The organism is Micromonospora echinaurantiaca (assembly GCF_900090235.1).
GTDB lineage: Bacteria > Actinomycetota > Actinomycetes > Mycobacteriales > Micromonosporaceae > Micromonospora > Micromonospora echinaurantiaca.
This window is the reverse complement of sequence record NZ_LT607750.1, coordinates 681,497-704,371: the sequence shown is the minus strand read 5'-3', so window position 1 is coordinate 704,371 and position 22,875 is coordinate 681,497. Positions and strand designations below refer to the sequence as shown.

At 73.4% G+C, this 22,875-nt stretch carries 22 protein-coding genes; 6 read left to right on the top strand and 16 right to left on the bottom strand.

Annotation, left to right across the window (positions count from 1 at the left end; translation table 11 throughout):
• Nucleotides 1–99 precede the first annotated feature (99 nt).
• From GA0070609_RS03275 to hrcA, 3 genes are all read right to left on the bottom strand, one after another.
• Complete coding sequence (locus GA0070609_RS03275; RefSeq protein ID WP_088992425.1) at nt 100–834, bottom strand: 16S rRNA (uracil(1498)-N(3))-methyltransferase; 735 nt, start codon at nt 832–834, stop codon at nt 100–102.
• Nucleotides 835–995: 161 nt separating this feature from the next.
• Complete coding sequence (gene dnaJ / locus GA0070609_RS03270; RefSeq protein WP_172899279.1) at nt 996–2,138, bottom strand: molecular chaperone DnaJ; 1,143 nt, start codon at nt 2,136–2,138, stop codon at nt 996–998.
• Between the two features lie 73 nt (nt 2,139–2,211).
• The gene (hrcA, locus tag GA0070609_RS03265; RefSeq protein ID WP_088992423.1) at nt 2,212–3,234 is read right to left on the bottom strand and encodes a heat-inducible transcriptional repressor HrcA; all 1,023 of its coding nucleotides are present in this window, start codon (nt 3,232–3,234) and stop codon (nt 2,212–2,214) included.
• A 216-nt stretch (nt 3,235–3,450) separates the two neighbouring features.
• Between hrcA and GA0070609_RS34770 the strand changes: the two genes are divergently transcribed.
• Nucleotides 3,451–4,110, top strand: coding sequence for a DUF4870 domain-containing protein (locus tag GA0070609_RS34770; RefSeq protein WP_088992422.1), 660 nt, complete (start codon nt 3,451–3,453; stop codon nt 4,108–4,110).
• A 42-nt stretch (nt 4,111–4,152) separates the two neighbouring features.
• On the opposite strand, the gene hemW is transcribed toward GA0070609_RS34770, so the two are convergent.
• Nucleotides 4,153–5,376: a radical SAM family heme chaperone HemW gene (gene hemW, locus GA0070609_RS03255; protein ID WP_088997456.1), complete on the bottom strand. Its 1,224-nt coding sequence runs from the start codon at nt 5,374–5,376 to the stop codon at nt 4,153–4,155.
• Between the two features lie 18 nt (nt 5,377–5,394).
• Here hemW and GA0070609_RS03250 point away from each other — a divergent pair, with 18 nt between their 5' ends.
• From GA0070609_RS03250 to GA0070609_RS03240, 3 genes are all read left to right on the top strand, one after another.
• Nucleotides 5,395–6,201, top strand: a complete 807-nt coding sequence (locus GA0070609_RS03250; RefSeq protein ID WP_088992421.1) for an enoyl-CoA hydratase family protein — start codon at nt 5,395–5,397, stop codon at nt 6,199–6,201.
• 165 nt (nt 6,202–6,366) lie between these two features.
• On the top strand, nt 6,367–7,230 hold the full coding sequence (locus GA0070609_RS03245) for a hypothetical protein (protein WP_088992420.1): 864 nt from the start codon (nt 6,367–6,369) through the stop codon (nt 7,228–7,230).
• A gap of 218 nt (nt 7,231–7,448) precedes the next feature.
• Nucleotides 7,449–8,354: a phytanoyl-CoA dioxygenase family protein gene (locus GA0070609_RS03240; protein WP_231928516.1), complete on the top strand. Its 906-nt coding sequence runs from the start codon at nt 7,449–7,451 to the stop codon at nt 8,352–8,354.
• Between the two features lie 84 nt (nt 8,355–8,438).
• Here GA0070609_RS03240 and GA0070609_RS03235 read toward each other — a convergent pair whose 3' ends face one another.
• The 9 genes from GA0070609_RS03235 to GA0070609_RS03195 all read right to left on the bottom strand — a co-directional run bounded on the left by GA0070609_RS03235 (nt 8,439) and on the right by GA0070609_RS03195 (nt 17,153).
• Complete coding sequence (locus tag GA0070609_RS03235) at nt 8,439–9,086, bottom strand: MOSC domain-containing protein (protein ID WP_088992418.1); 648 nt, start codon at nt 9,084–9,086, stop codon at nt 8,439–8,441.
• Nucleotides 9,087–9,114: 28 nt separating this feature from the next.
• On the bottom strand, nt 9,115–9,945 hold the full coding sequence (locus GA0070609_RS03230; RefSeq protein ID WP_088992417.1) for a carbohydrate ABC transporter permease: 831 nt from the start codon (nt 9,943–9,945) through the stop codon (nt 9,115–9,117).
• 23 nt (nt 9,946–9,968) lie between these two features.
• Complete coding sequence (locus tag GA0070609_RS03225) at nt 9,969–10,955, bottom strand: carbohydrate ABC transporter permease (protein ID WP_088992416.1); 987 nt, start codon at nt 10,953–10,955, stop codon at nt 9,969–9,971.
• The gene (locus GA0070609_RS03220) at nt 10,952–12,241 is read right to left on the bottom strand and encodes a sugar ABC transporter substrate-binding protein (protein ID WP_088992415.1); all 1,290 of its coding nucleotides are present in this window, start codon (nt 12,239–12,241) and stop codon (nt 10,952–10,954) included. The genes GA0070609_RS03225 and GA0070609_RS03220 overlap by 4 nt, the downstream gene beginning before the upstream one ends.
• A 217-nt stretch (nt 12,242–12,458) precedes the next feature.
• The gene (locus GA0070609_RS03215) at nt 12,459–12,743 is read right to left on the bottom strand and encodes a GlsB/YeaQ/YmgE family stress response membrane protein (protein WP_088992414.1); all 285 of its coding nucleotides are present in this window, start codon (nt 12,741–12,743) and stop codon (nt 12,459–12,461) included.
• Between the two features lie 463 nt (nt 12,744–13,206).
• Complete coding sequence (locus GA0070609_RS03210; RefSeq protein WP_088992413.1) at nt 13,207–13,494, bottom strand: GlsB/YeaQ/YmgE family stress response membrane protein; 288 nt, start codon at nt 13,492–13,494, stop codon at nt 13,207–13,209.
• A 478-nt stretch (nt 13,495–13,972) separates the two neighbouring features.
• A complete protein-coding gene (gene lepA / locus GA0070609_RS03205; protein ID WP_088992412.1) occupies nt 13,973–15,850 on the bottom strand; it encodes a translation elongation factor 4 in 1,878 nt (625 codons plus the stop codon).
• Between the two features lie 155 nt (nt 15,851–16,005).
• Nucleotides 16,006–16,542 (bottom strand): DUF4240 domain-containing protein, encoded by a 537-nt coding sequence (locus GA0070609_RS03200; RefSeq protein ID WP_088992411.1) that lies wholly within the window; start codon nt 16,540–16,542, stop codon nt 16,006–16,008.
• Entirely contained in the window at nt 16,539–17,153 is a 615-nt protein-coding gene (locus GA0070609_RS03195; RefSeq protein ID WP_157748044.1) for a DUF4240 domain-containing protein, read from the bottom strand. Before GA0070609_RS03195 ends, GA0070609_RS03200 begins: the two co-directional genes overlap by 4 nt.
• Before the next feature lie 45 nt (nt 17,154–17,198).
• Here GA0070609_RS03195 and GA0070609_RS03190 point away from each other — a divergent pair, with 45 nt between their 5' ends.
• Together GA0070609_RS03190 and rpsT are read left to right on the top strand one after the other, a co-directional pair.
• On the top strand, nt 17,199–18,185 hold the full coding sequence (locus tag GA0070609_RS03190; protein ID WP_088992409.1) for a phosphotransferase family protein: 987 nt from the start codon (nt 17,199–17,201) through the stop codon (nt 18,183–18,185).
• 230 nt (nt 18,186–18,415) lie between these two features.
• Complete coding sequence (rpsT, locus tag GA0070609_RS03185) at nt 18,416–18,682, top strand: 30S ribosomal protein S20 (RefSeq protein WP_088992408.1); 267 nt, start codon at nt 18,416–18,418, stop codon at nt 18,680–18,682.
• A gap of 114 nt (nt 18,683–18,796) precedes the next feature.
• Here rpsT and GA0070609_RS03180 read toward each other — a convergent pair whose 3' ends face one another.
• The 3 genes from GA0070609_RS03180 to GA0070609_RS03170 all read right to left on the bottom strand — a co-directional run bounded on the left by GA0070609_RS03180 (nt 18,797) and on the right by GA0070609_RS03170 (nt 22,849).
• The gene (locus tag GA0070609_RS03180) at nt 18,797–19,372 is read right to left on the bottom strand and encodes a hypothetical protein (protein WP_231928515.1); all 576 of its coding nucleotides are present in this window, start codon (nt 19,370–19,372) and stop codon (nt 18,797–18,799) included.
• Nucleotides 19,369–20,346 (bottom strand): DNA polymerase III subunit delta, encoded by a 978-nt coding sequence (gene holA / locus GA0070609_RS03175; protein WP_088992407.1) that lies wholly within the window; start codon nt 20,344–20,346, stop codon nt 19,369–19,371. The genes GA0070609_RS03180 and holA overlap by 4 nt, the downstream gene beginning before the upstream one ends.
• 124 nt (nt 20,347–20,470) lie before the next feature.
• Complete coding sequence (locus GA0070609_RS03170; RefSeq protein WP_088992406.1) at nt 20,471–22,849, bottom strand: ComEC/Rec2 family competence protein; 2,379 nt, start codon at nt 22,847–22,849, stop codon at nt 20,471–20,473.
• Between the last annotated feature and the right edge of the window lie 26 nt (nt 22,850–22,875).

The following is a 22,875-nucleotide window of genomic DNA, read 5'->3' as shown; positions in this document are numbered from 1 at the left end:
CCGGGCCCGACCCGCCGCGCGGCTCCGGGACGCCGCCATGGCCGCTGCCCAGGGCTGATCAACTGCTCGGTGCGGTCGGGGGTGCTGCGGGCGGAACGGCTACCAGCGGTGCAGGCGGGCCGACAGCACGGCGAGCGCGGCCACTCCCGCCGTCGAGGTGCGCAGCACGGCGGAGCCGAGGCGCACCGGGCGGGCGCCGGCCGCGGTGAACGCGTCCAGCTCGGCCGGGGCGATGCCGCCCTCCGGGCCGACCACCAGCACGATCTCGCCGGCATCGGGCAGCTCGGCGGTGGTCAGCCGGTCGGCGGCCTCCTCGTGCAGCACGAACGCGGCGGCCGCGCCGGCGATCCGGCGGGCCACCGTGCCGGTGGACTCGTCCGGTGCCCCGGCGACCACCGGCAGCCAGGCGCGGCGGGCCTGCTTGGCGGCCTCCCGGGCGGTCGCCGCCCACTTCTCCCGGGCCCGTACGCCCCGGTCGCCGCGCCACTGGGTGACCGAGCGGGCCGCCGCCCACGGCACGATCTCGTCCACCCCGACCTCGGTCATCGCCTGCACGGCCAGCTCGCCCCGGTCGCCCTTGGCGATGCCCTGCACCACCACCAGCCGCGGCACGGACGCGTCGACGTACCCCCGGGAGCGGATGTCCAGTTCCAGGCTGCCCCGGCCGACGGCGGTGACCACGGCGGTGGCCGTGCCACCGTGCCCGTCGGCGAGCAGCAGTTCCTCGCCGACCCGCAGGCGCTGCACCGTGGCGGCGTGGTGGCCCTCCGGGCCGTCGAGGGTCAGCGAGTCGGCGGTCGGCAACGATTCGACCAGGAACAGCGGCGCGGACACCGGCTCAGGCTATCGGCCGCGCCGATGGCCGGGGCGGTGAGGCGGGCGACGGCCGGTCACCCGCGCCGCGCCCGCCGCCCGCTGACGGCCGCGGCCGCCCCTACCCGGGGCGCGGCCGCGGCCGCGCCGAGCCCGGGGCGCGGCGCGGCGTGCCGGGCGGATCAGGCGTGGCCGTTGAAGGCGTCGCGCATCCGGGAGAAGAAGCCGCCCTGCTTGGTCAGCTCGGCGACCTCCTCGCCCCGGGTCTTGGCGAACTCGCGCAGCATCCGCTCCTGCTCGGCGTCGAGCTTGGTGGGGGTGCGCACGTCGAGGTGGACGTAGAGGTCGCCGCGGCCGGTACCGCGCAGGTGCGGCACGCCCCGGGCGCGCAGCCGCAGCGTGCTGCCCGGCTGGGTGCCCGGCTTGACGTCGACGGTCTCCTCGCTGTCCAGCGTCTTGATGGTCAGCCGGGTGCCGAGCGCGGCGGCGGTCATCGGCACGGTGACCCGGCAGTGCAGGTCGTCGCCCTTGCGGGAGTAGACGTCGTGCGGCCGCTCGTGGATCTCCACGTAGAGGTCGCCGGCGGTGCCGCCGCCGGGGCCGACCTCGCCCTGCTGGGCCAGCCGGATCCGCATGCCGTCCTCGACGCCGGCCGGGATCTTCACGGTCAGCGACCGCCGGGTGCGGACCCGGCCGTCACCGGCGCAGGTCGGGCAGGGGTGCGGGATGGTGGTGCCGTAGCCCTGGCAGACCGTGCACGGGCGGGCCGAGACCACCTGGCCGAGGAAGGTGCGCTGCACCGACTGCACCTCGCCCCGGCCGCCGCACGCCTCGCAGGTGGCCAGGTGGGTGCCGGCGGCCGTGCCGGCGCCGGAGCAGGTGGTGCAGAGCACGGCGGTGTCGACGGTGATCGGGGCCTCCACGCCGAACGCCGTCTCGTGCAGGTCCAGCTCCAGCCGCAGGATCGCGTCCGCGCCCGGCCGGGTACGCGGCCGCGGCCCGCGGGAGCCACCCGCGCCGCCGAAGAAGGCGTCCATGATGTCCTGAAAGCCGACGAACGGGCCGGCGCCGCCGGGCCCCCCGGGGCCGCCCGCGCCCCCGCCACCCGGGGCGAGCGGGTCGCCGCCCAGGTCGACGATCTGCCGTTTCCGGTCGTCCGAGAGGACCTCGTACGCGGCGTTGATGTCCTTGAACTTCTCCTGGGCCTCCGGATCCGGATTGACATCCGGGTGGTACTGCCGCGCCAGCTTGCGGTAGGCGCGCTTGATCTCGTCGTCGGAGGCGTCCCGGCTCACGCCGAGAATGCCGTAGTAGTCCCTGGCCACTGCGTTCCGTGTCCTCATGTTCGTCTCGCGTTGCGCCGGTCGCCGGCCGGAACCGGCCGTCGGTACTGCCTGGTCAGTTCTGGGCCAGCAGGTCGCCCACGTAGCGTGCCACGGCCCTCACCGTGGCGATGGTGCCGGGGTAGTCCATCCGGGTCGGCCCCAGCACGCCGAGACCACCGACGATGGTCGAACCGGGGCCGTAGCCGGTGCTGACCACCGAGGCGGCGCGCAGGTTGTCGATCTCGTTCTCGTCGCCGATCCGGACCCGCAGCGTGCTCGGCTCGACCTCGCCGATCAGCTTGAGCAGCACGACCTCCTCCTCGAGCGCCTCGAGGATGGGCCGCAGCGAGCCCTGGAAGTCGAGCAGTCCGCCGCGGGTCAGGTTGGCCGTGCCGGCCAGCGCGATCCGCTCCTCGTGCCGCTCGACCAGCGTCTCCAGCAGCACGGTGGAGAGGGTGGCCATCGCCGGCCGCAGGTCGGGCGTGGCCTCGTCGACCAGCGCCTGCACCAGCGGCGGGGTCTCCGACAGCCGGGTGCCGACCAGCTTCTCGTTGACCAGCCGGCGCAGGTCGAGGACGTCGTCGGCCGGAATCGGGCCGGGCATCTCGACCAGCCGCTGCTCGACCCGGCCGGTGTCGGCGATCATCACGAGCATCAGCCGGGTGGTGGAGATCGGCACCAGCTCCAGGTGGCGCACCGAGGAGCGGGCCAGGCTCGGGTACTGCACGACGGCGACCTGCCGGGTCAGCTGCGCCAGCAGCCGCACCGTGCGGTGCACCACGTCGTCGAGGTCGACCGCGCCGACCAGGAACCGCTCGATCGCCCGGCGCTCGGCCGGGCTGAGCGGCTTGACCCGGGACAGCCGGTCCACGAAGAGCCGGTAGCCGCGGTCGGTAGGCACCCGGCCGGCACTGGTGTGCGGCTGCCGGATGTAGCCCTCCTCCTCCAGCACGGCCATGTCGTTGCGCACCGTGGCCGGGGAGACCCCGAGCTGGTGCCGCTCGACCAGCGCCTTGCTGCCGACCGGCTCCTGCGTGGCGACGTAGTCCTCGACGATCGCGCGCAGCACCGCGAGCTTGCGGTCGTCGAGACCCATCTCCCCACCTCCTGTCGCAACGTCGGCCGGCGGCGCACTGCCGGCCGCGCGGCGCGTCCTGGCACTCGACTGTAGCGAGTGCCAGTCTACGTCGGCGGGCCCGCCGACGCGATGATCAAGACGGACCACCGGTGCGCCCGCGCCGGCCGATCATCCGGACAAGCCGGTCGATGTCGCTCTGGTGCGTCCTTGCCGGCTGCCCCTACCGTGACGTGCATGACTGAACCGCCTCGCCCCCCGGGAGCCGACGGCCCCGGCGCACCGCCGCCGGACCCGACCGCTCCGTCGGCCGTTCCCGGCCCGCCGGCCGGTGACGAACCCACCGCACCACTGTCCGGGGCGTCGGCCCCGGGCGGCTATCCCCCGCCCGGTGGCTATCCGCCGCCCACCGGTGACCAACCGCCGTCGGGTGGCTACCCTCCGCCAGCCGGCGCTCCCCCGTCCGGTGGCTACCCGCCGCCCGGTGGCTACCCCCCGGGGCCCGGCTACCCGGCCGGTGGCGGCTACGGCCCACCCGCCGGCTACGCCAACAACGAGGACAAGACCTGGGCCCTGATCGCCCACTTCGGCGGCGCGGCGGGCGTGATCATTGGCGGTGGCCTGCTCGGCTGGCTGGCGCCGCTCATCGCGATGATGGTGCGCGGGCAGCAGTCGCCGACCGTCCGGGCGCACGCCGTCGCGGCCCTGAACTTCCAGCTCACCTGGACGATCGTCAGCGTGCTGAGCTGGGTGGTCACGCTGGTCACCTGCGGGATCCTGTTCTTCGTCCCGATGCTCGTCTGGCTGGTGCCGCTGATCTTCGGGATCATCGGCGGGTTCAAGGCCAACGAGGGCGTGCTCTACCGCTACCCGATGACCTACAGCTTCACCAGGTGACCCGGGCCGGCCGCTCCCCCGGCCGGCTCCGGGCAGCCCCGGTCAGGGCAGCAGGTCGCGCACCACGGCGTCGGCGAGCAGCCGCCCGCGCAGGGTGAGCACGGCCCGGCCGGCCGCGTACTCGGGCGCGGCGAGCAGCCCGTCGGCCAGCGCCCGCTCGGCGCCGGCCCGGCCGGCCGCGTCCAGGCTGGCCAGCGGCAGCCCGTCGGCGAGCCGCAGCCGGAGCATGACGTCCTCGGTGTGCGCCTCGTCGGGGGTGAGCACCTCCCGGGCCAGGCCGGGCGACCGCCCGGCGGCGAGCCGCTGGGCGTACGCCGTGGGGTGCTTGACGTTCCACCAGCGCACCCCGCCGACGTGGCTGTGCGCCCCCGGGCCGAGGCCCCACCAGTCCGCGCCGGTCCAGTAGAGCAGGTTGTGCCGGCACCGGCCGGCCGGCGTGCGGGCCCAGTTGGAGACCTCGTACCAGGCGAAGCCGGCGGCGGAGAGCGCGGCCTCCGCAGCCAGGTAGCGGTCCGCTGCGACGTCGTCGCTGGGGTACGGCAGCTCGCCTCGGCGCATCCGGGCGGCCAGCCGGGTGCCGTCCTCCACGATCAGGGCGTACGCGCTGACGTGGTCGACCCCGGCCGCCACCACCTGCGCCAGCGAGGCGGCAAAGTCCTCCGCGCTCTCCCCCGGCGTGCCGTAGATGAGGTCCAGGTTGACGTGGTCGAACCCGGCGTCGCGCGCCTCGGCCGCGGCGGCGGTGGCCCGGCCGGCGCTGTGCGTCCGGTCCAGGATCGCCAGCACGCCCGGCGACGCGGACTGCATGCCCAACGAGATCCGGGTGTAGCCGGCCGCGCGCAGCGTCTTGAGCGACTCCGGGGTGACCGACTCGGGGTTGGCCTCGGTGGTCACCTCGGCGTCGGCGGCCAGCCCCCAGGTGCGGTCGATGCCGTCCAGGATCCGGGCCAGGTCGTCGGCGGGAAGCAGGGTCGGGGTGCCGCCGCCGACGAAGACGGTGTCCACCCGCGGCGGCGGGGCGTCGCCGAGCACCCGGGCGGCGAGCGCCAGCTCGGCCAGCACGGTGTCGGCGTAGCTCTCCCGGCTCGCCCCGCCGCCCAGCTCCGCCGCCGTGTACGTGTTGAAGTCGCAGTAGCCGCAGCGGCTGGCGCAGAACGGCACGTGCACGTACACGCCGAAGCCACGCGCGCCGACCGCGCGGGTGGCGGTGGCGGGCAGCGAACCGTCGACCGGGACGGGTTCGCCTTCTGGAAGGACGCCGGGCATGGCCACTAGTGTGCCCGCATGACCTCTCCCGACGCGCTGGTGCGGGTCGCCACGACCCGTGGGGTGACCACCCTCACCCTGGACAGCCCGCACAACCGCAACGCGCTCTCCACCCCGCTGATGACCGAGCTGCTCGCCGGCCTGGCCGCCGCGGTCGCCGACGACACGGTCCGGGTGATCGTGCTCGACCACACCGGCCCGGTCTTCTGCTCCGGCGCCGACCTGAAGGAGACCGCCGCCGCGTACGCCAGCGGAACGGTGCCGGCGGGCATGCTCGGCGACGTGCTGGCCGCCGTCTGGGAGTGCCCGAAGCCGGTGCTGGCCCGGGTCGCCGGGCCGGCCCGGGCGGGCGGCCTCGGCCTGATCGCTGCGGCCGACCTGGCCGTCTGCGCCGAGGAGGCCACCTTCGCCTTCACCGAGGTGCGGATCGGGGTGATCCCCGCGGTGATCTCGGCGACCGTGCTGCCCCGGCTGCACCCGCGGGCGGCGGCGGAGCTGTACCTGACCGGGGACACCTTCGACGGCCGCCGGGCCGCCGAGATCGGCCTGGTCACCGCCGCGGTGCCGGCCGACGGGCTGGACGCGGCGGTCGCCCGGTACTGCGACTCGCTGGTCCGTGGCGCGCCGGCCGCGCTCGCCGGGGCGAAGCGGCTGCTAGGCCGGCCGCCCGCCACCGACCTGCGCGCCGAGATCGCCGACCTGGCCGAGCTCTCCACCGGGTTCTTCCTCTCCGACGACGGTCGGGAGGGCGTCCTGGCGTTCCGGGAGAAGCGTCCGCCGCGCTGGGTGGCCGAGCTGGACGAGGCGGCGGAGGTTTCCGGATGACGCCTCCCGGGGCGGGCCGGATGTCCAGGTGAGGAACCTGCCGGAACGGGAACCTTCCGGTCACTCATCGGCCGGGGCACGCAACCCCGGGGCCGGGCCCGATCCGGTCGGACGACCCGGACGGGCCGTCCGGGGACGTACGCTTGTCGGGCTGTCGAACAGGGGGTGTGGGTGCGAACTCGGGCAGTCGTGGCGGGTGGAGTCGTCCTCGTGCTCGTCGCCGTGATCGGGGTCCTGTACGTCGTCCGCCAGTTCGGCGAGGGGCTGCGGCTGCCGCTGGCCAGCCGCACCTGCAAGGTGCAGGCCGACGGCGAGGTGGCGCTGGACGGCGACCAGATGGCCAACGCGGCGACGATCGCGGCGATCGGGATCCAGCGGAAGATGCCGGAGCGGGCGGTGGTGGTGGCGCTGGCCACCGCGTACCAGGAGTCCGGCCTGCGCAACCTCGACGGCGGCGACCGCGACTCGATCGGGCTGTTCCAGCAGCGGCCGAGCCAGGGCTGGGGCACTCCCGCGCAGATCCGCGATCCTCGGTACGCGGCGAACCGGTTCTACGCGGCTCTGAAGAAGGTGCGCGGTTGGGAGCGGATGCGGGTCACCGACGCGGCGCAGAAGGTGCAGCGGTCGGCCTTCCCGGAGGCGTACCAGAAGTGGGCGGACGAGTCCCAGGTGCTCACCCGGGCGCTGCTCGGGCACGCCACCGGCGCGGTCGCCTGCACGGTGGGCCGGGATCCGGTGCTGCGCGGCACCGCCGCGACGGCAGCGTTGACCCGCGGGCTGGCCCTCGACTGGGGCCTGGCCGCGTCGGTCGCCGCTACCGACCTGACCGGCCTCAGCGTGCCCGCCGCGGACCAGCGCGGCGGCTGGCGGTACGCGCACTGGCTGGTCTCCCACGCCAGCGACCACGGATTGAAGCGGGTGCGCTTCGGCGACCTGGAGTGGACCGCCCGGGGCGGCACCTGGAACCGGGTGACCGACGGCTCCCCGGAGGAGTCCCGGGTGGTGGCGGAGGTCTTCGCCGAGGGGTGACGGACCCCGATCTCCTTACCCGCAGTCACCGCACAAACCGGCATTCCCGGCGATAGCCCCGACGTGGCCGTTCGAGGTATACCCACCGCATTCGTACCACTGCCCATGGTCCGACCGCCGCCTCGGCGGCGGGTCGGGCATTCCCGCCCGCCCTTGCAGCGCGTTACGATCGGCGGCCTGTGCCAGCAATGGTTTCGCCTCATGGGGAGGGGTACGACGTGGCGTTCGACTACGGCGACCGGACCGGTTACGAGCCGATCAGCGACACTGACCGTAAGGAGTTCCACGAGCAGGGCTTCATGCTGCTGCGGAACGTCCTGACGGAGGACCACCGGGCGGCGCTGGAGGCGGCGGTCGACCGCGTCTACGCCGAGGAGAAGGCCAAGGGCAACACCACCAAGGACGGCACCCTGCACCTGCTGGGCTTCCTGAACCGGGACGAGCTCTTCGGCGACCTGCTCACCCACCCGATCGCCTTCCCGTACATGTGGGGGCTGGCCGGGTGGAACATCTACAGCCACCACAACCACCTGGACGTGACCCCGCCGGCGCTGGAGCCGGAGAAGCCGTACTGGGGCTGGCACCAGGACGGGTACCGGCAGAACTCCGACCCGGAGACGATGGACCCGAACCTCCCCCGGCCGATGTTCTCGCTGAAGGTCGCCTACGTGCTCTCCGACCTGTCGGAGACCGGGCGCGGCGCCACCAAGGTCATCCCGGGCAGCCACCTGTGGAACTCGCTGCCCCGCCCGGCGGACACCACTGTGCACAACCCGGACCCGGAGGGCACGGTGGAGATCACCGCCAACCCGGGTGACGCGTTCATCTTCGACCGCCGCCAGTGGCACTCCCGGTCGACCAACCTGTCGACCATCACCCGCAAGATGCTCTTCGTCGGCTACACCTACCGGTGGATCCGCCCGCTGGACGAGCTGCACATCGACAAGGACGGCGAGTGGTGGGCCAACCGCACCCCGGTGCAGCGCCAGCTCTGCGGTGAGGGCACGCACACCGCGAACTACTGGGGCATCAACTGGGACGGCTACATCGACGACGAGATCCCGCTGCGCAAGGAGCTCAAGGAGCGCGGTCTGCTCGACCGCAGCATCCCCTGGCTGCGCTGACCCGACGCCGGACGGGCCCCCTCCCCTCGCGGGACGGGGCCCGTTCCGCTCTTCCGGACTTCCTTCACACCGACGTAAGGCCGGTCAGCGGGGCGCGCGGCCGGCCAGCCGGCGGCGGGCCTTCTCCCGGATCGGCTCGGGCAAATCCGGGGCGTCCAGCAGTCGGGGCAGCAGCTCCGGCTCCAGGTTGAGCGCCCGGAACACCTCGCCGATGGTCACCCCGTGCGCCGGACGCTCAATCACCTCGACCGGGTCGCCCGCGCCGACCTCGCCCTCCCGCAGCACCCGCAGGTACGCCCCGGGCAGCGCGCGTACGGTGAACCGCTTGATCAGATCGGGTACGCCCCAGAAGCCGGCGAAGGTGGTGCACGGGGTGCGCGGCTTGGTCACCTGGAGCAGCACCGACCCGATCGCCCACTGCTCGCCGATCACCGCCCCGGTCACGTCGACCGCGGCGGTGGTCAGGTTCTCGCCGAAGCCGCCCGGGCGGATCGCCCGGCCCAGTTCGGCGGCCCACCAGGCGGCGTCCTCCTCGGCGTAGGCGTAGACGGCCTGGTCCGGCCCGCCGTGGTGGGCCCGCTCGCCGATGAAGTCGCCGGCCACGCCCTCGGTACGGATCAGCACCGGGCCGTCCACCGGCCGCTTGTCGATGCCGCTGCGGCCGCTCGGATCGCCCGCCCACTCCGCCTCGGTGACGATCCCGAGGTTCACCGCCGCCAGCCTGCCCGTCATGGTGATCAGCCTAGTCAGGCCCCGCCGCTCAGCCCTTCACGGCGCCGGCGACCAGGCCGGAGACCATCCGGCGCTGCACCAGCAGGAAGAAGATGATCACGGGCAGGGTGAACAGCGTGGAGGCGGCCATCACCGGCCCCCAGGCGGTGTCGTCGCGGCCGAAGAAGAAGGTCATCGCCACCGGCAGGGTGTAGCGGTCCTGGTCGTTGATGAAGGTCAACGCGAAGATCAGCTCGTTCCAGGCGGTGATGAAGGAGAAGATGCTGGTCGCCACCAGGCCGGGCGCCACCAGCGGGAAGAGGATCCGGCGGAAGATCTGGGCCCGGCTGGCCCCGTCGATCGCGGCCGCCTCCTCCAGTTCCTTGGGCACCGCGGCGACGAACCCGCGCAGCATCCAGACCGCGAACGGCAGCGAGAAGCCGAGGTAGGTGAGGATCAGGCTGGGCAGGGTGTTGTAGAGCCCGAGCCGCTGGATCATCAGGAACAGCGGGATGACCAGCGCCTCCAGCGGGATCATCTGCACCACCAGCAGCATGATCAGGAAGCTGGTCCGCAGCTTGAACCGGAACCGGGCCACCGCGGTCGCGGCGAGCAGCGCGACCAGGCCGCTGAGCAGCACGGTGGAGACCGCGACCAGCGCGCTGTTGAGGAAGAAGTCGGCGAAGGTCACCCCGGGGATCAGGTTGCCGGTGAGGATCTCCCGGTAGTGCGCCAGGGTCGGCTCGCTCGGCACCGGCCGGGGCGTGCTGGCGAAGATCTCCGAACTCGGCTTCAGCGAGGTGGCGATCATCCAGTAGACCGGGAAGGCCGCGAAGAGCGCCACCAGCAGACCCGCGCCGTTGAGGGCGATCCGCTTCACGCCTACGCTGCCCGCGCGTCGCGTCACGCGTCCTCCTCCTGCTTGAGCACCATGCGGACGTAGAAGCCGGTCACCACGAGCAGGATCAGGGTGAGGATCACCGCGATCGCCGCGCCCAGGCCGTACTTCGGCGGCGGCGAGAACGCCTCGGCGTACGAGTAGATGGCGAGCATGAACGTCGGCCGGTCCTGGGTGCCGCCGGCGAGCACGAACTGCTGGGTGAAGACCTTGAAGTCCCAGATGGTGGAGAGCACGATCAGGATCCCGAAGACCGGCCGCAGCAGCGGGAAGGTGATCCGCCAGAACACCTTCCACGGGCCGGCCCCGTCCACCCGGGCCGCCTCGTGCAGCTCACTCGGTACGCTCTTCAGCCCGGCCAGCACGCTCACCGCGATGAACGGGAACGAGTGCCAGACCACCACCAGGGTCAGGATCGAGAAGAACAGCAGGGGCGAGTTGAACCAGCCGTAGCCGGTCCAGTCGCTGCGGCCGAACAGGCTCATCGAGAGCCCGTCGGGCAGGGCGTTGAAGAGCCAGGTGACCAGGCCGCTGGTGTCGTCGAAGATCCACTTCCAGACGATGGTGCCGGTCAGCGCCGGGGTGGCCCAGGCCAGCATCACGCAGCTGGCCACGAACGCGGCCATCTTCCGGCCCAGCCGGTTGAGCAGCAGCCCGACCAGGGTGCCGAGGATCATCGTCAGCACCACGTTGGCCACCGCGAAGAGCACAGTGTTGCGCAGCACGGTGAGGAAGAACGGGTCGCCGAGGATCTCGGCGTAGTTCTCGAAGCCCACCCACGGCCACTCCCGGTCGCCGCGCAGCTGGCGGACGTTGTTCAGCCGGAAGAAGGACATCGCGATGACCTGGCCGAGCGGCCAGAGCAGCAGCACGGCGATGATCACCAGGCAGGGCAGGAGCAGCAGGTACGGGAGGCGGTCCAGCCGGCGACGCCGCCGCGCGGGGGTCTCCCGCGCGGCGGACGTCTCCGGAACCTCGGTCAGCGTGGTCACTTGGCGTTGAGGATGCTTTCCATCTCCGCGGCCGCGTCGGCGGTGGCCTTCTCGACCGTCTTCTGACCCTTGATGACCGAGCTGTTCATCGCCTGGGTCACCGTCTTGGTCCGGCTGACCTCCACCCACTTCGGGGTGAGCGGCGTGAGCTTGGTGTTCTGCATGGCGGTGGCGAACGGCGCCATGATCTTGTCGCTGGCGTACTTGTCCCCACCGACCAGGTCCTTGTAGACCGGGAAGAAGCCCAGGCTCTCGGCGAACGCCGCGTCGTTCTTCTTGCTCAGCAGCACGGTCAGGTAGTCCCAGGCCAGGTCCTGCCGCTCGCTGTCCTGCCAGACGGCGATGTCCGAGCCGCCGGCGAAGGCGGGCGCGGGCTGGCCGTCGGGGCCGGGAATCGGGAACGTGCCCCAGACCTTCTCGATCTCCGGGTTGTCCTTCTTGATGGCGCCCTGCTGCCAGCTGCCGCCGAACGCCATGGCCGCCTTGCCGGTGGCGAACTGGGTCCGCGCGTCGATCTCGTTCCAGCCGGCGGCGGCCGGCGGGGCGACCTTGTGCACGGTCACCAGGTCGGTCCAGAACTTGACGGCCTTCTGCGCCTCCGGCGTGTTGTAGCCGGACTTCCAGGAGTCACCCTGCTTGGTGGCGATCTCCGCGCCGGCGCCCCACAGGAACGAGTAGAACGGCAGCTCGGAGTTGCCGGGCAGGGCGATGCCGTAGGTGCCCGGCTTCTTCGCCTGCACGGCCTTGGCCGCGGCGACCAGGTCGTCCCAGGTCTTCGGCACCTGCACGCCGGCCTCGGCGAACCAGTCGGTGCGGTAGTAGATGCCGCGCACGCCCGCGTACCACGGCACGCCGTACTGCTTGCCGTCGAGCTGCGCGTTCTGCACCAGGTCGGGGAGGATGTCCTTGCCCTCGGCCCAGCCGCCGAACTTGCCCGTCAGGTCGGCCAGCGCCTCCTGCGCGGCCCAGCCCTGGGTCTCGGTGTTGCCCAGCTCGGTGACGTCCGGGCCCTCACCGCCGGCGAGCGCCGCCTGGAACTTCTTCGGCGCTTCCAGCCAGGGGATGTACTGGACCACCACGTCGGTGTCCGGGTGCTTCTGCCGGAACTCGGTCTCGACGCCGTCGAGGAACTTGGTCTGCGCCTCGCTGCCCTCGCCCATCATCCAGACCGTCAGCTTGCTGTTGTCGGCCGCTGCGTCGTCGTCTGAGCCGCCGCAGCCGGCCAGCACCATCGCGGCCGAGGCCACGACGGCGGTGACCGGAGCCAGCCGCTTCCACCTGTTCACGCCATATCTCCCTCGCGCCGTCTGGCATTAACCTTCTCCGCCGCACCTTAGTAGGAAAAATTCCTTTACGACAGTGGGCGCTCCGGCGGAAGCGAGGCGACCGTATCGCAGCCCCGCCCCGAGGGACAGCCGGGCAACGGGGCGAATCAGGTCGTACGCAGACGAACGGGCGCCCGACCTGCCGGTCGGGCGCCCGTGGTGTTCAGGCTGTGCGGATTTACCGGTGGGTGACACCCCGGCGACGGCCCGCCCCGGCCACCAGGGCCACGGCGACCGCGGCCAGCAGGACCTGCAGCAGCAGCTCACGCCAGTCGATCCCGGCGGTGTCGGCGAAGCCCGAGGCGCGGGCGATCACCGTACCGAGCAGTGCGGCGCCGACGCCGATCAGCATGTGCAGCCAGATCGGCATGTTCTGCCGGCCCGGCACGACCAGCCGGCCCAGAGCGCCGACGATCAGACCAACGATGAGCGCAGTGATGATGCCCCAGACGGTCAGCTCCACGGTCGCCCTCCTTCAATGAATGTCTTTGACGATGGGTGGTGTTCGTGTGCGCCCCCTGATTGCCCGATGCCTCGGAAACCCAAACCGACTTTCGGGGGCAGTGCGCCGCGAGCAGCACCAGAACGGGACGTACCCCCGAACCGGTGGCGCGAACCGGTGGCGGCCGACGGCGCCAACGCACCGGCTGGTTGTCCGCGCTCGACGTCGGTCCCCGCCAGGCCCGTGGCCGCGCTGCTGGTGGGGTCACGTCGTGCCACCGGGTCAGGAATCGGCTGCCACGTCAGGTGGGCGTGTCCCGGCGGGCGGCAGCCTTGCTCCGTAGCGTGATACCGGAGAGTCATCATGATGACTCTCCGGTATCACGACCTGGTGGCGAGCATGCCCGCCTCGTCACCCATGCGGGACGCGGACGGGCGCCCGACCGTGGTGGTCGGGCGCCCGTCGCGTTCAGGCTGTGCGGGGTTTACCGGTGGGTGACGCTGCGGCGCCGGCCCACCCCGGCCACCAGGGCCACGGCGATGGCGGCCAGTACGACCTGGACGAGCAGCTCGCCCCAGTCGATGCCGGCGGTCTCGGTGGCGATGCCCATGGCCCGGGCGAGCACCGTGCCGAGCAGCGCGGCGCCCACGCCGATCAGCATGTGCAGCCACATCGGCATGTTCTGGCGGCCCGGCACGGCCAGGCGGCCCAGAGCGCCGACGATGAGACCGACAACGAGCGCGGTGATGATGCCCCAAACGGTGAGCTCCACGGTCGCCCTCCTTCAGCAGAATGTCTGTCACACGGTGTGTGCTTCCTGTCGTGACCGCTAAGTTCCCGACCAGCCGAATCGCCAAACCGGTCCGGCCATCGCCGACCTCGTCCGCGGTCGATGCGCGGGCGCGTCCCGATTCCACTCCGGGCGGGGTTTGCGCAGGTCACCACGGGCCTCCGGGCGATGACGCCGGCCGATGCCGGGCACCGGAAAATTCCTTCACCGGTCACCGCCGGCCCGGTAACTGCCCCCACCGGCCACCCGCGGCGCCGCCCGGACACCCCCGTCGCCGCCCCGTCGCCGGCACCTCGACGCCGGCCGTACCGGAGGGCCACCGCCGTGCCGGACGCCGACGTCCCGGGGACGACGGGCACGACGACGGCCGGCGCCCCGGATGGCGCCGGACCGTGGGGGTCCGGGCCCGACCGGGGCGCCGGCCGTCGTACGTCTGCCGCCGGTCGGACCGGCGGCGGCCTCACTTCTTGCCGGGAGCCTTGCCGTCCCCGGAGTCGGAGGAGAGCGCGGCGATGAAGGCTTCCTGGGGGACCTCCACGCGGCCCACCATCTTCATCCGCTTCTTGCCCTCCTTCTGCTTCTCCAGCAGCTTGCGCTTCCGGCTGATGTCACCGCCGTAGCACTTGGCGAGCACGTCCTTGCGGATCGCCCGGATGGTCTCCCGGGCGATGACCCGGCTGCCGATCGCCGCCTGGATCGGCACCTCGAACTGCTGGCGCGGGATCAGGTTGCGCAGCTTCGCCGCGATCGAGGTGCCGTAGTTGTACGCCTTGTCCTTGTGCACGATCGCGCTGAACGCGTCGACCGGCTCGCCGTGCAGCAGGATGTCCACCTTCACCAGGTCGGAGGACTGCTCGCCGGAGGGCTCGTAGTCGAGCGAGGCGTACCCCTTGGTGCGGCTCTTCAACTGGTCGAAGAAGTCGAAGATGATCTCGGCCAGCGGCAGCGTGTAGCGCAGCTCCACCCGGTCGGCGGAGAGGTAGTCCATACCGAGCAGGCTGCCCCGGCGGCCCTGGCAGAGCTCCATCACGGCGCCGACGTAGTCGTTCGGAGTGAGCACGGTGGCCCGCACGGTGGGCTCGAACACCTCGGCGATCTTGCCGGTCGGGTACTCGCTCGGGTTGGTGACCACGACCTCCTCGCCGTCCTCCTGGACGGCCCGGTAGACCACGTTCGGCGCGGTGGAGATCAGGTCGAGGTTGAACTCGCGCTCCAGCCGCTCCCGGATGATCTCCAGGTGCAGCAGGCCGAGGAAGCCGCAGCGGAAGCCGAAGCCGAGCGCCCCGGAGGTCTCCGGCTCGTAGGTGAGCGCGGCGTCGTTGAGCTTGAGCTTGTCGAGCGCGTCCCGCAGGTTGGGGTAGTCGGAGCCGTCGATCGGGTAGAGGCCGGAGTAGACCATCGGCTTCGGGTCCTTGTAGCCGCCGAGCGCCTCGGTGGCCGGCCGGGAGTTGATGGTGACGGTGTCACCGACCCGGGACTGGCGGACGTCCTTCACCCCGGTGATCAGGTAGCCCACCTCGCCGACGCCGAGCGCGTCGGCCTTCTGCATCTCCGGCGAGATGACCCCGATCTCCAGCAGCTCGTGCGCCGCGCCGGTGGACATCATCTTGATCCGGTCCCGGGCGTTGATGTGCCCGTCGATCACCCGGACGTAGGTGACCACGCCCCGGTAGACGTCGTACACCGAGTCGAAGATCATCGCGCGGGCCGGCGCGTCGGCGTCGCCGACCGGCGGCTGGAACTGCCGGACGATCTCGTCGAGCAGGTGCGGCACGCCCTCGCCGGTCTTGCCGGAGACCTTGATGCAGTCGGCCGGGTCGCCGCCGATCAGGTGGGCCAGCTCCTCGGCGTACTTCTCCGGCTGGGCGGCCGGCAGGTCGATCTTGTTGAGCACCGGGATGATGTGCAGGTCGTTCTCGAGCGCCAGGTAGAGGTTGGCCAGCGTCTGCGCCTCGATGCCCTGCGCGGCGTCGACCAGCAGGATGGCGCCCTCGCAGGCGGCCAGCGAGCGGGACACCTCGTAGGTGAAGTCGACGTGGCCCGGGGTGTCGATCATGTTGAGCACGGCCTGCTCGCCGGCCCGCTCGCCGTCCCGGATGGTCCACGGCATCCGGACGGCCTGGCTCTTGATGGTGATGCCGCGCTCGCGCTCGATGTCCATCCGGTCGAGGTACTGGGCACGCATCTGCCGGGGGTCGACCACGCCGGTGAGCTGCAACATCCGGTCGGCCAGGGTCGACTTCCCGTGGTCGATGTGGGCGATGATGCAGAAGTTCCTGATGCGCGCCGGGTCGGTGGCACCAGGAGCGTTCGCGCCGGAATCGAGCGTCGGAGGCACAGCTGTCCGTTCTGGTCGGCTGACGTTGAGCAGGCCGGCGCGACGCCGGCCCCCTCTATGCTCCCACGTCGCCGACGCGCTCCCGCTGCGCGGGCGATCCCCGGCTCCGACCCCGTGCCGTCAGCCGACGAGCGGGGGGCGTCGGCGGGCCCGCGTCACTCGGCGGGCGGCTCGACGAAGAGCGCGGCGAGCTTCGGCAGCCGGCGGCGGGCCTCCTCCTCGTCGTCGAAGTCCCAGAAGTCGTTGAGGTCCGGCACCGGCACCGGGTCGCGGTCGGCCGGCAGGTCGGTCGCGGTCGCCTTGCGGTACGCGTCCCAGGGGACCGAGAGCATCTCCTCGCACTCGAACTCCTCGCCGCTGAGCGAGGCGGCCCGCACCTGCGGCAGCTCGGCCAGCGAGTCCGGCTCGGCCACCGCCCGGGCGAAGACCTCCCGGCCCTGGGTCATCAGCCAGCCCCGGAAGTACTCGAAGCCGTCGTCCGAGGCGCCCCCGTTGATCAGGTAGGCCGCACCCCAGAGGTCCACCCGGTAGGACGCGGCGAGCACCCGCTGCTGGTGGCGGGCGTAGCCGACGATGTCGGCCGGCTCGCGCTCGGCGAGCAGCGCCACCGCCCGCGCGGCCACCGCGCCCGGCTCGCCCCCGCCGCCGGCCCGGGCCCGGTCGATCAACTGCCAGAAGTCGTCGGTCCTCATGGCCTGGCAGTCTCCCAGACCGACCACGGCTGCCGGTCGGGCAGCGGGAAGCGCTCGGCGAGCCGGGGAAAGCGCCGGGCGAACTCCGCCCGATCCTCCAGCGCCCATTCCTCGTCCTGCGGGTCGGGCGACATGCTCACGTCCCGCCCGCGTGCCGCCAGCGCCCGCTCCAGGCCGTCCTCGTCGCCGGTGATCCGCTCGTACGCCCGCTCGGCGACGTAGTCGAGCGCCTCCCAGTCGGGCCACTCGTGGTCGGCCCAGTCCCGGTTCGGCCGGCCGGCCAGCCGACGGACCTGCGGCACGTCGGCGAGCGCGTCCGGATCGGCGACCACCCGCTCGAACGTCTCCCGGCCCAGCCCCACCAGCCAGGCCTGGAAGTAGTGGAAGCCGTCGTCGGAGCAGAGCCCGCCGCAGACGCGCAGCGCGGCGCCCCACAGCGACCAGGTGTCGACCCGGGCCCGGGCCTCGTCGAGCCGGAGCGCGAAGTCGACCACGTCGTCGGTGGGTCGCTCGGCCAGCCGGTCGGTGAGCCAGGCCAGCCGGGCGTCCGGGTCGTCGGTCGCGGCGGCGGACGCCTCGATCAGCGCCCAGAAGTCGTCGGTGGCGATCACCGGCGCAGTATCGCGGGGCGGTACGACAACCGGCAGCATGGAGGCGTGCCCCCGCCGTCGCTGCCCCCGGTGTCGTACGACGCGACGGCCCTGCGGCCGGAGTGGGCCGACCTGCCGGCCGGGCTGCGGGCGGCGCTGGCCGACCGGTTGGGTGCCCCGGTGGTCGCGGTCCGGGTCGCCGGCGCCGGCTTCACCCGCGGCTTCGCCGGTGTGCTCCGCACCGCCGACGGCGGCCGGGCGTTCGTCAAGGCCGCGCCCGCCGCCGGGCAACCGCACCTGGTCGACTGGTACGGCCGGGAGGCGGCGATCCTCGATCGGCTGCCCGCCGGGCTGCCGGCGCCCCGCCCGCGCTGGACGGTGCGCGCGGAAGGCTGGTTCGCGGTCGGCCAGGAGGCCATCGACGGCCGTACGCCCGGGCTGCCCTGGCGACCGGCCGAGCTGGCCGCCACCCTGGCCGGGTACGCCCAGCTCGCCGCCGCGCTGGCCGACCCGCCGGCCGAGCTGGTCGCCCTGGGGCTGCCCCAGCTCGCCGACCTGGCCCGGGAGGACATCCTCTGGTGGGGCGAGGTGGCCGCCGGCCGCGAGCCACCGCCGCCGCTGCCCGGCCCGGTCCGGGACCGGCTGCCCGAGCTGGTGGCCCTGGAGTCCCGCCTGCCCGGGTACGCCGCCGGCGCGCCCGGGTTGATCCACGGCGACCTGCGGCTGGACAACGTGCTCGTCGACCCCGCCGGCCGGGCCTGGTTCTGCGACTGGACCTGGCTCTGCCACGGCCCGGCCTGGTTCGACCTGGTCACCCTGCTGATCAGCGGGTACGCCAGCGGGCTGGACGCGGACGCCCTCTTCGCCGGCCACCCGGCCGCCGCCGGCGCTCCGCCGGACGTGCTGGACGTCACCCTGGCCGCGCTGGCCGGCTTCTTCCTCACCTCCGCGGCTGCGGCCCCGCCGACCGCCTCGGCCCACCTGCGGGTCCACCAGCGGTGGAGCGGCGAGCAGGCGCTCGACTGGCTCGCCCACCGCCAGGGCTGGACGTGACCCGACCGCCTACGCCCGTCCGCCACGGGCCGGCGCTGGCCGGCACGGCGATGGCGTGGTCATGATGGGTCGGTCGTTACTCGCCGCCCGGCCCCCGTTCCGGGCACCGCGGACCCGGCCGTTTTGGCTCGTCCCGGGCGACCTGGTAACCTGGCTCTTCGCGCAGCGATGACGCATGTTCGTCGCGCGCACAAGCAGACCAACCCGAGCTATCAAGACGAGGCTGTCGCGTGGCGAACATCAAGTCCCAGATCAAGCGCAACCGGCAGAACGAGAAGCGCCGGCTGCGTAACAAGTCGGTCAAGTCGTCGCTGAAGACCGCCATCCGCAAGTTCCACGAGGCCGCCGAGGCCGGCGACGTGGAGAAGGCCACCGTCCTCATGCGCGACGCTGCTCGCAAGCTGGACAAGGCCGCCAGCAAGGGCGTGATCCACACCAACCAGGCCGCGAACCGCAAGTCCGCGATCGCCAAGCGCGTGGTGTCGCTCTCCGCCTGATCCGGCGGACCCAGACCTGACCGAAAGCCCCGGGCATCGCCCGGGGCTTTCGGCTGTCCGTTTCCGGCACCGGTCCGCGCCGGCGATGACGTGCGCCTGCACGGCCACCGGCGTTCAGGTCGGCGGAGTCGGACGGCCGGTGGACGAGCCGGGGCCGGTCTCGGGTGGGCTCGACGCCCGGCGCGCCGAGCCGGGACCGTCCGGCGGATCCGCCCCGCCCGCCCCCGTCGCCGGGGCGACGCCGGTCGACCGGTCCTGGCTGTCCGACCCGTTTCGGGCGGGCTCGGCGGGCGTGGTGTGCAGCGGCTCGGACGTGATGACCACACCCGGCACGCTGTGCGTGATCCACTCCACCTGGGCCCGGCCGACGACCGGCTCCATCTGCCGGCGGAACCGCTCCCGCTCCTGCTCGGGCACCGCCGCCGCGGACCGGACGACCAGCGCGGCCACCATGTCGTTGAGCTTCACCATCACCGCCACCGCGGCCGGCAGGACCAGCACCGCCCACCAGGTCACCAGCTCGGCGAGGGCGAGCAGCGCGGCGAGCGCGACGACGCCCTCGAAGAAGAGGAAGCAGAGCACTCCGCCGGGATTGACGAAGCGCAGGCCGAGGATCCGGGCGTAGAGCGGCCGGTACCGCTCCTCGTCGGCCGGGATCGTCGCCCACGAGCCGTGGCTCGCTCCGCTCACCGGGCGCCACCCTGCCGGGCGGCCGCCACCGAGAAGACGGCCCGCTCCAGGGCGTACGCCCGGTCGTCCGCGCCACCCTTGACGGCGGCGTTGCACTCGGCGGCGGCCTGCATGGCCTGCACGAGCCCCTCGGGCGTCCAGCCGCGGGCCCGCTGCTGGGCGCCGCGGATCTTCCAGGCCGGCATGCCGAGGGTGCTCGCCAACTGGTACGGGTCACCCCGCCCGGCCGCCGCGACCCGGGCCACGGTACGCACGCCGTCGGCGATCGCGTCGGCGATCGGCACCGGGTCGACCCCCACGTGCAGCGCCCAGCGCAACGCCTCCAGCGCCCCCGGCAGGTCGCCCACCATCGCGGCGTCGGCCACGGTGAAGCCGGTCACCTCGACCCGGCCCCGGTAGTAGCGCGCCACGGTGTCGGCGCCGATCCGGCCGTCGGTGTCGGCCATCAGCTGGGAGCAGGCGGCGGCCAGCTCGCGCAGGTCGTTGCCGACCGCCGCGATGAGCGCCTCGGCGGCGTCCTCGGTGCACTTGCCGCCGGCGCGGCGGATCTCGTCGCGGACGAAGGCCACCCGGTCCCGGTGGCCCTTGAGCTTGGCCGCCGGCACGACCGTGGCGCCGGCCGCCTTGAGTCCGTCGGCGAACGCCTTGCCCTTGGCGCCGCCGAGGTGCAGCACGACGAGCTGGACCTCCGGGTCGGGGTTCTTCACGTACGCCAGCAGCGCGGTGACCAGATCCTTGCGGGCGTCCTGACCGGACCGGAGGACCAGCACCCGCCGGCCGCCGAACAGGGACGGGCTGAGCATCTCGGCGATCTCGCCGGCGGTCAGCGAGCCGGCCTGGTACTCCCGGACGTCCACGTCGGGGTCCACACTGCGGGCCCGGGCGACGGCTTCGGACACCGCCCGCGTGGCGAGCAGCTCTTCGTCGCCGAGGACGAGCAGAATGGGCGGGAGGCTGGCGGTCACGCCGCCCATATTCGCACGCCGCGCTGCCGGAACCAGCCTGGTCATCGGTACTCCGCTCGCGGAGCCCGCACTCAGCGCAAATCCAGACATCTACGTTGATTCAGGCCTTATCGCTGGAATCGCCGTCGATCCGTCAGCGCTGCCGGCCCGGGTCGACGCCCCGGCTGACCACGGCCAGGCCGGACCGGCCGACCACTGCCGCCACGTCGCCGTCGGTGTCGGTGCGCAGCACCCGCGCCCCGCCCCGGGCCAGCCGGGCCAGCAGCGCCGGGTGCGGGTGCCCGTACGTGTTGCCGGCGCCGACCGGCACCAGGGCGACCGCTGGGCGGACCGCGTCGAGAAACGCCGGGTCCTGATAGGCCGAGCCGTGGTGCGGCACCTTCAGCACCTCCGCCCGCAGCTCAGCCGCCGGTACGCCGGCCAGCAGCGCCTGCTGCTGCTCGGTCTCCGCGTCGCCGGTGAGCAGGATCCGCACCCCGGACACCACGGCACGCAGCACGATCGAGTTGTTGTTCGGGTCGGAACGGGTGCCGCGCAACGGAGCCGCCGAGCCGAGGGCGGCCAACTCGACCCCACCCGCCCGCCAACGCCAGCCGGGCGGCGCGGTCAGCAGCTCGACGGCCCGCGCCGCCACCTCGCCCCGGACCAGGTCCCGACCGTGTTCCGGCTCCGGCCACGGTGGAGCGAGCACGGCGGTGACCCGGCGTCCCCGGAACACCCCGGCGACACCACCGGCGTGGTCGACGTGGAAGTGGCTGATCACCAGTAGCGGCACCTCCCGTACGCCGAGGCGGCGCAGGCAGGCGTCCACCGCCGCCGGCTCCGGGCCGGCGTCGACCACCACGGCCCGCCCGGTGCTCACCGGCAGCACGATCGCGTCGCCCTGGCCGACGGCGCAGGCGGCCACCACCCAGCCCGCCGGTGGCCAACCGTCCGCAACCAGCCGGACCGGCAGCGTGCCGAGCATCACGGCGACTGCCACCACCGCGACCAGGCGGCGTACCAGCGGCCGTCGGGTGGCCACCAGCAGCGCCCCGGTCAGGCCGGCCAGCAGCAGCGCTCCCGGTATGCCGCCCGGCCACGGCAGAGTGCCGGCGGGGAGTTGCGCCCCGTACCGGGCGACGGTGACCAGCCACCACGCCGGCCAGCTCGCCAGCCAGGCGGCGAACTCGGCCCCGGCCGGCCAGATCGGCGACACCGCCGCGGCGAGCACGCCCAGCACGGTGGCCGGCGCGATCGCCGGGACCGCCAGCAGGTTGGCCGGCACCGCGACCAGGCTGACCGTGCCGGAGATCCCGGCGACCACGGGAGCGCAGGCCAGCTGCGCGGCGGCCGGCACCGCCAGGGCCTCGGCCAGCCCGGCCGGCACGCCGCGGCGACGCAGCCCGTCCCGCCACCGTGGCGCGAGCAGCAGCAGGCCACCGGTGGCCAGGACGGAGAGCGCGAAGCCGGGGTCGCCGGCCAACTCCGGGTCGACCAGCACCAGCACCGTGACCGCCGCGGCCAGGGCCGGCAGCGCGGCCCGGGGCCGGCCGGTGGCCAGCGCGACCAGTCCGATCGTGCCCATGGTGGCGGCCCGCACTACGCTCGGCGACGGGCGGACCAGGATGACGAAGCCCACCAGCGCCACGGCGCACAGCCCCGCCGCCAGCCACGGGCCGGCCCGCGCCCAGCGGGCCAGCAGCAGCACCGCGCCGACGACGATCGCCACGTTGGACCCGGAGACGGCGTTCAGGTGGGTCATGCCGGTGGCCAGGAAGTCCTCTTCCACCGTGGCCGGCAGCCGGCTGGTGTCCCCGACCACCAGGCCGGGGAGCAGCCCGCCCTGCTCGTCCGGCAGCGGCTCGCAGGCGCGTTGCAGGCCGGCCCGGAGCTGGCCGGCGGCCCGCTGGGACGTCGGCGCGGGCCCGTGCGGCTCGGGCGCACCGGTGGCGCGCAGCACGGCGGCGGTGAGGTCACCCCCACGCGGGGCCGCCAACCGCCCCTCGGCGGTGAGGCGCTGCCCGGGCAGCAGTCCCCGCCAGCCCGGGTCGGTGGTGAGCACCAACACGCGCACCGGCGCAACCACCCGCCGACCGTCCGGGCCGGTGACGCCGACCAGTTCGGCCGCCACCAGCAACATCGCCGGCCGGCCGGTGGCGCCGCCGCGGACCGGCCGGGGATCGTCGCGCACGACCAGCTCGGCGGTGACGCTGGCCCGCTCGTCGACCAGGGCGCGGACCGGCCCGGCGTCCCGGACGGCCAGCCGGGCGGCGGTCGCGCTGGCGCCGCAGACCACCCCGATCAGCACCGCGACAGCGATCCAGCCGTACCGCCGCAGGCGCACCGTCGGCTGGCCGAGGACGCCCAGCAGACGCAGCGCGCCGAGGACGGCCAGCGTGGCCGCCCCCGCCGCGAGCAGCAGCGTGCCGACGGCGGTGAGGTGCAGCCCGGCCAGCGCGGCGAGCCAGGCCGCCACGGCCAGCCCGGCCAGCCGCAGGTCCGGCCCCGCCGCCCGATCCCCACCCGTCACCCCGTCCGCGCCCGCTGCCTCGTCCG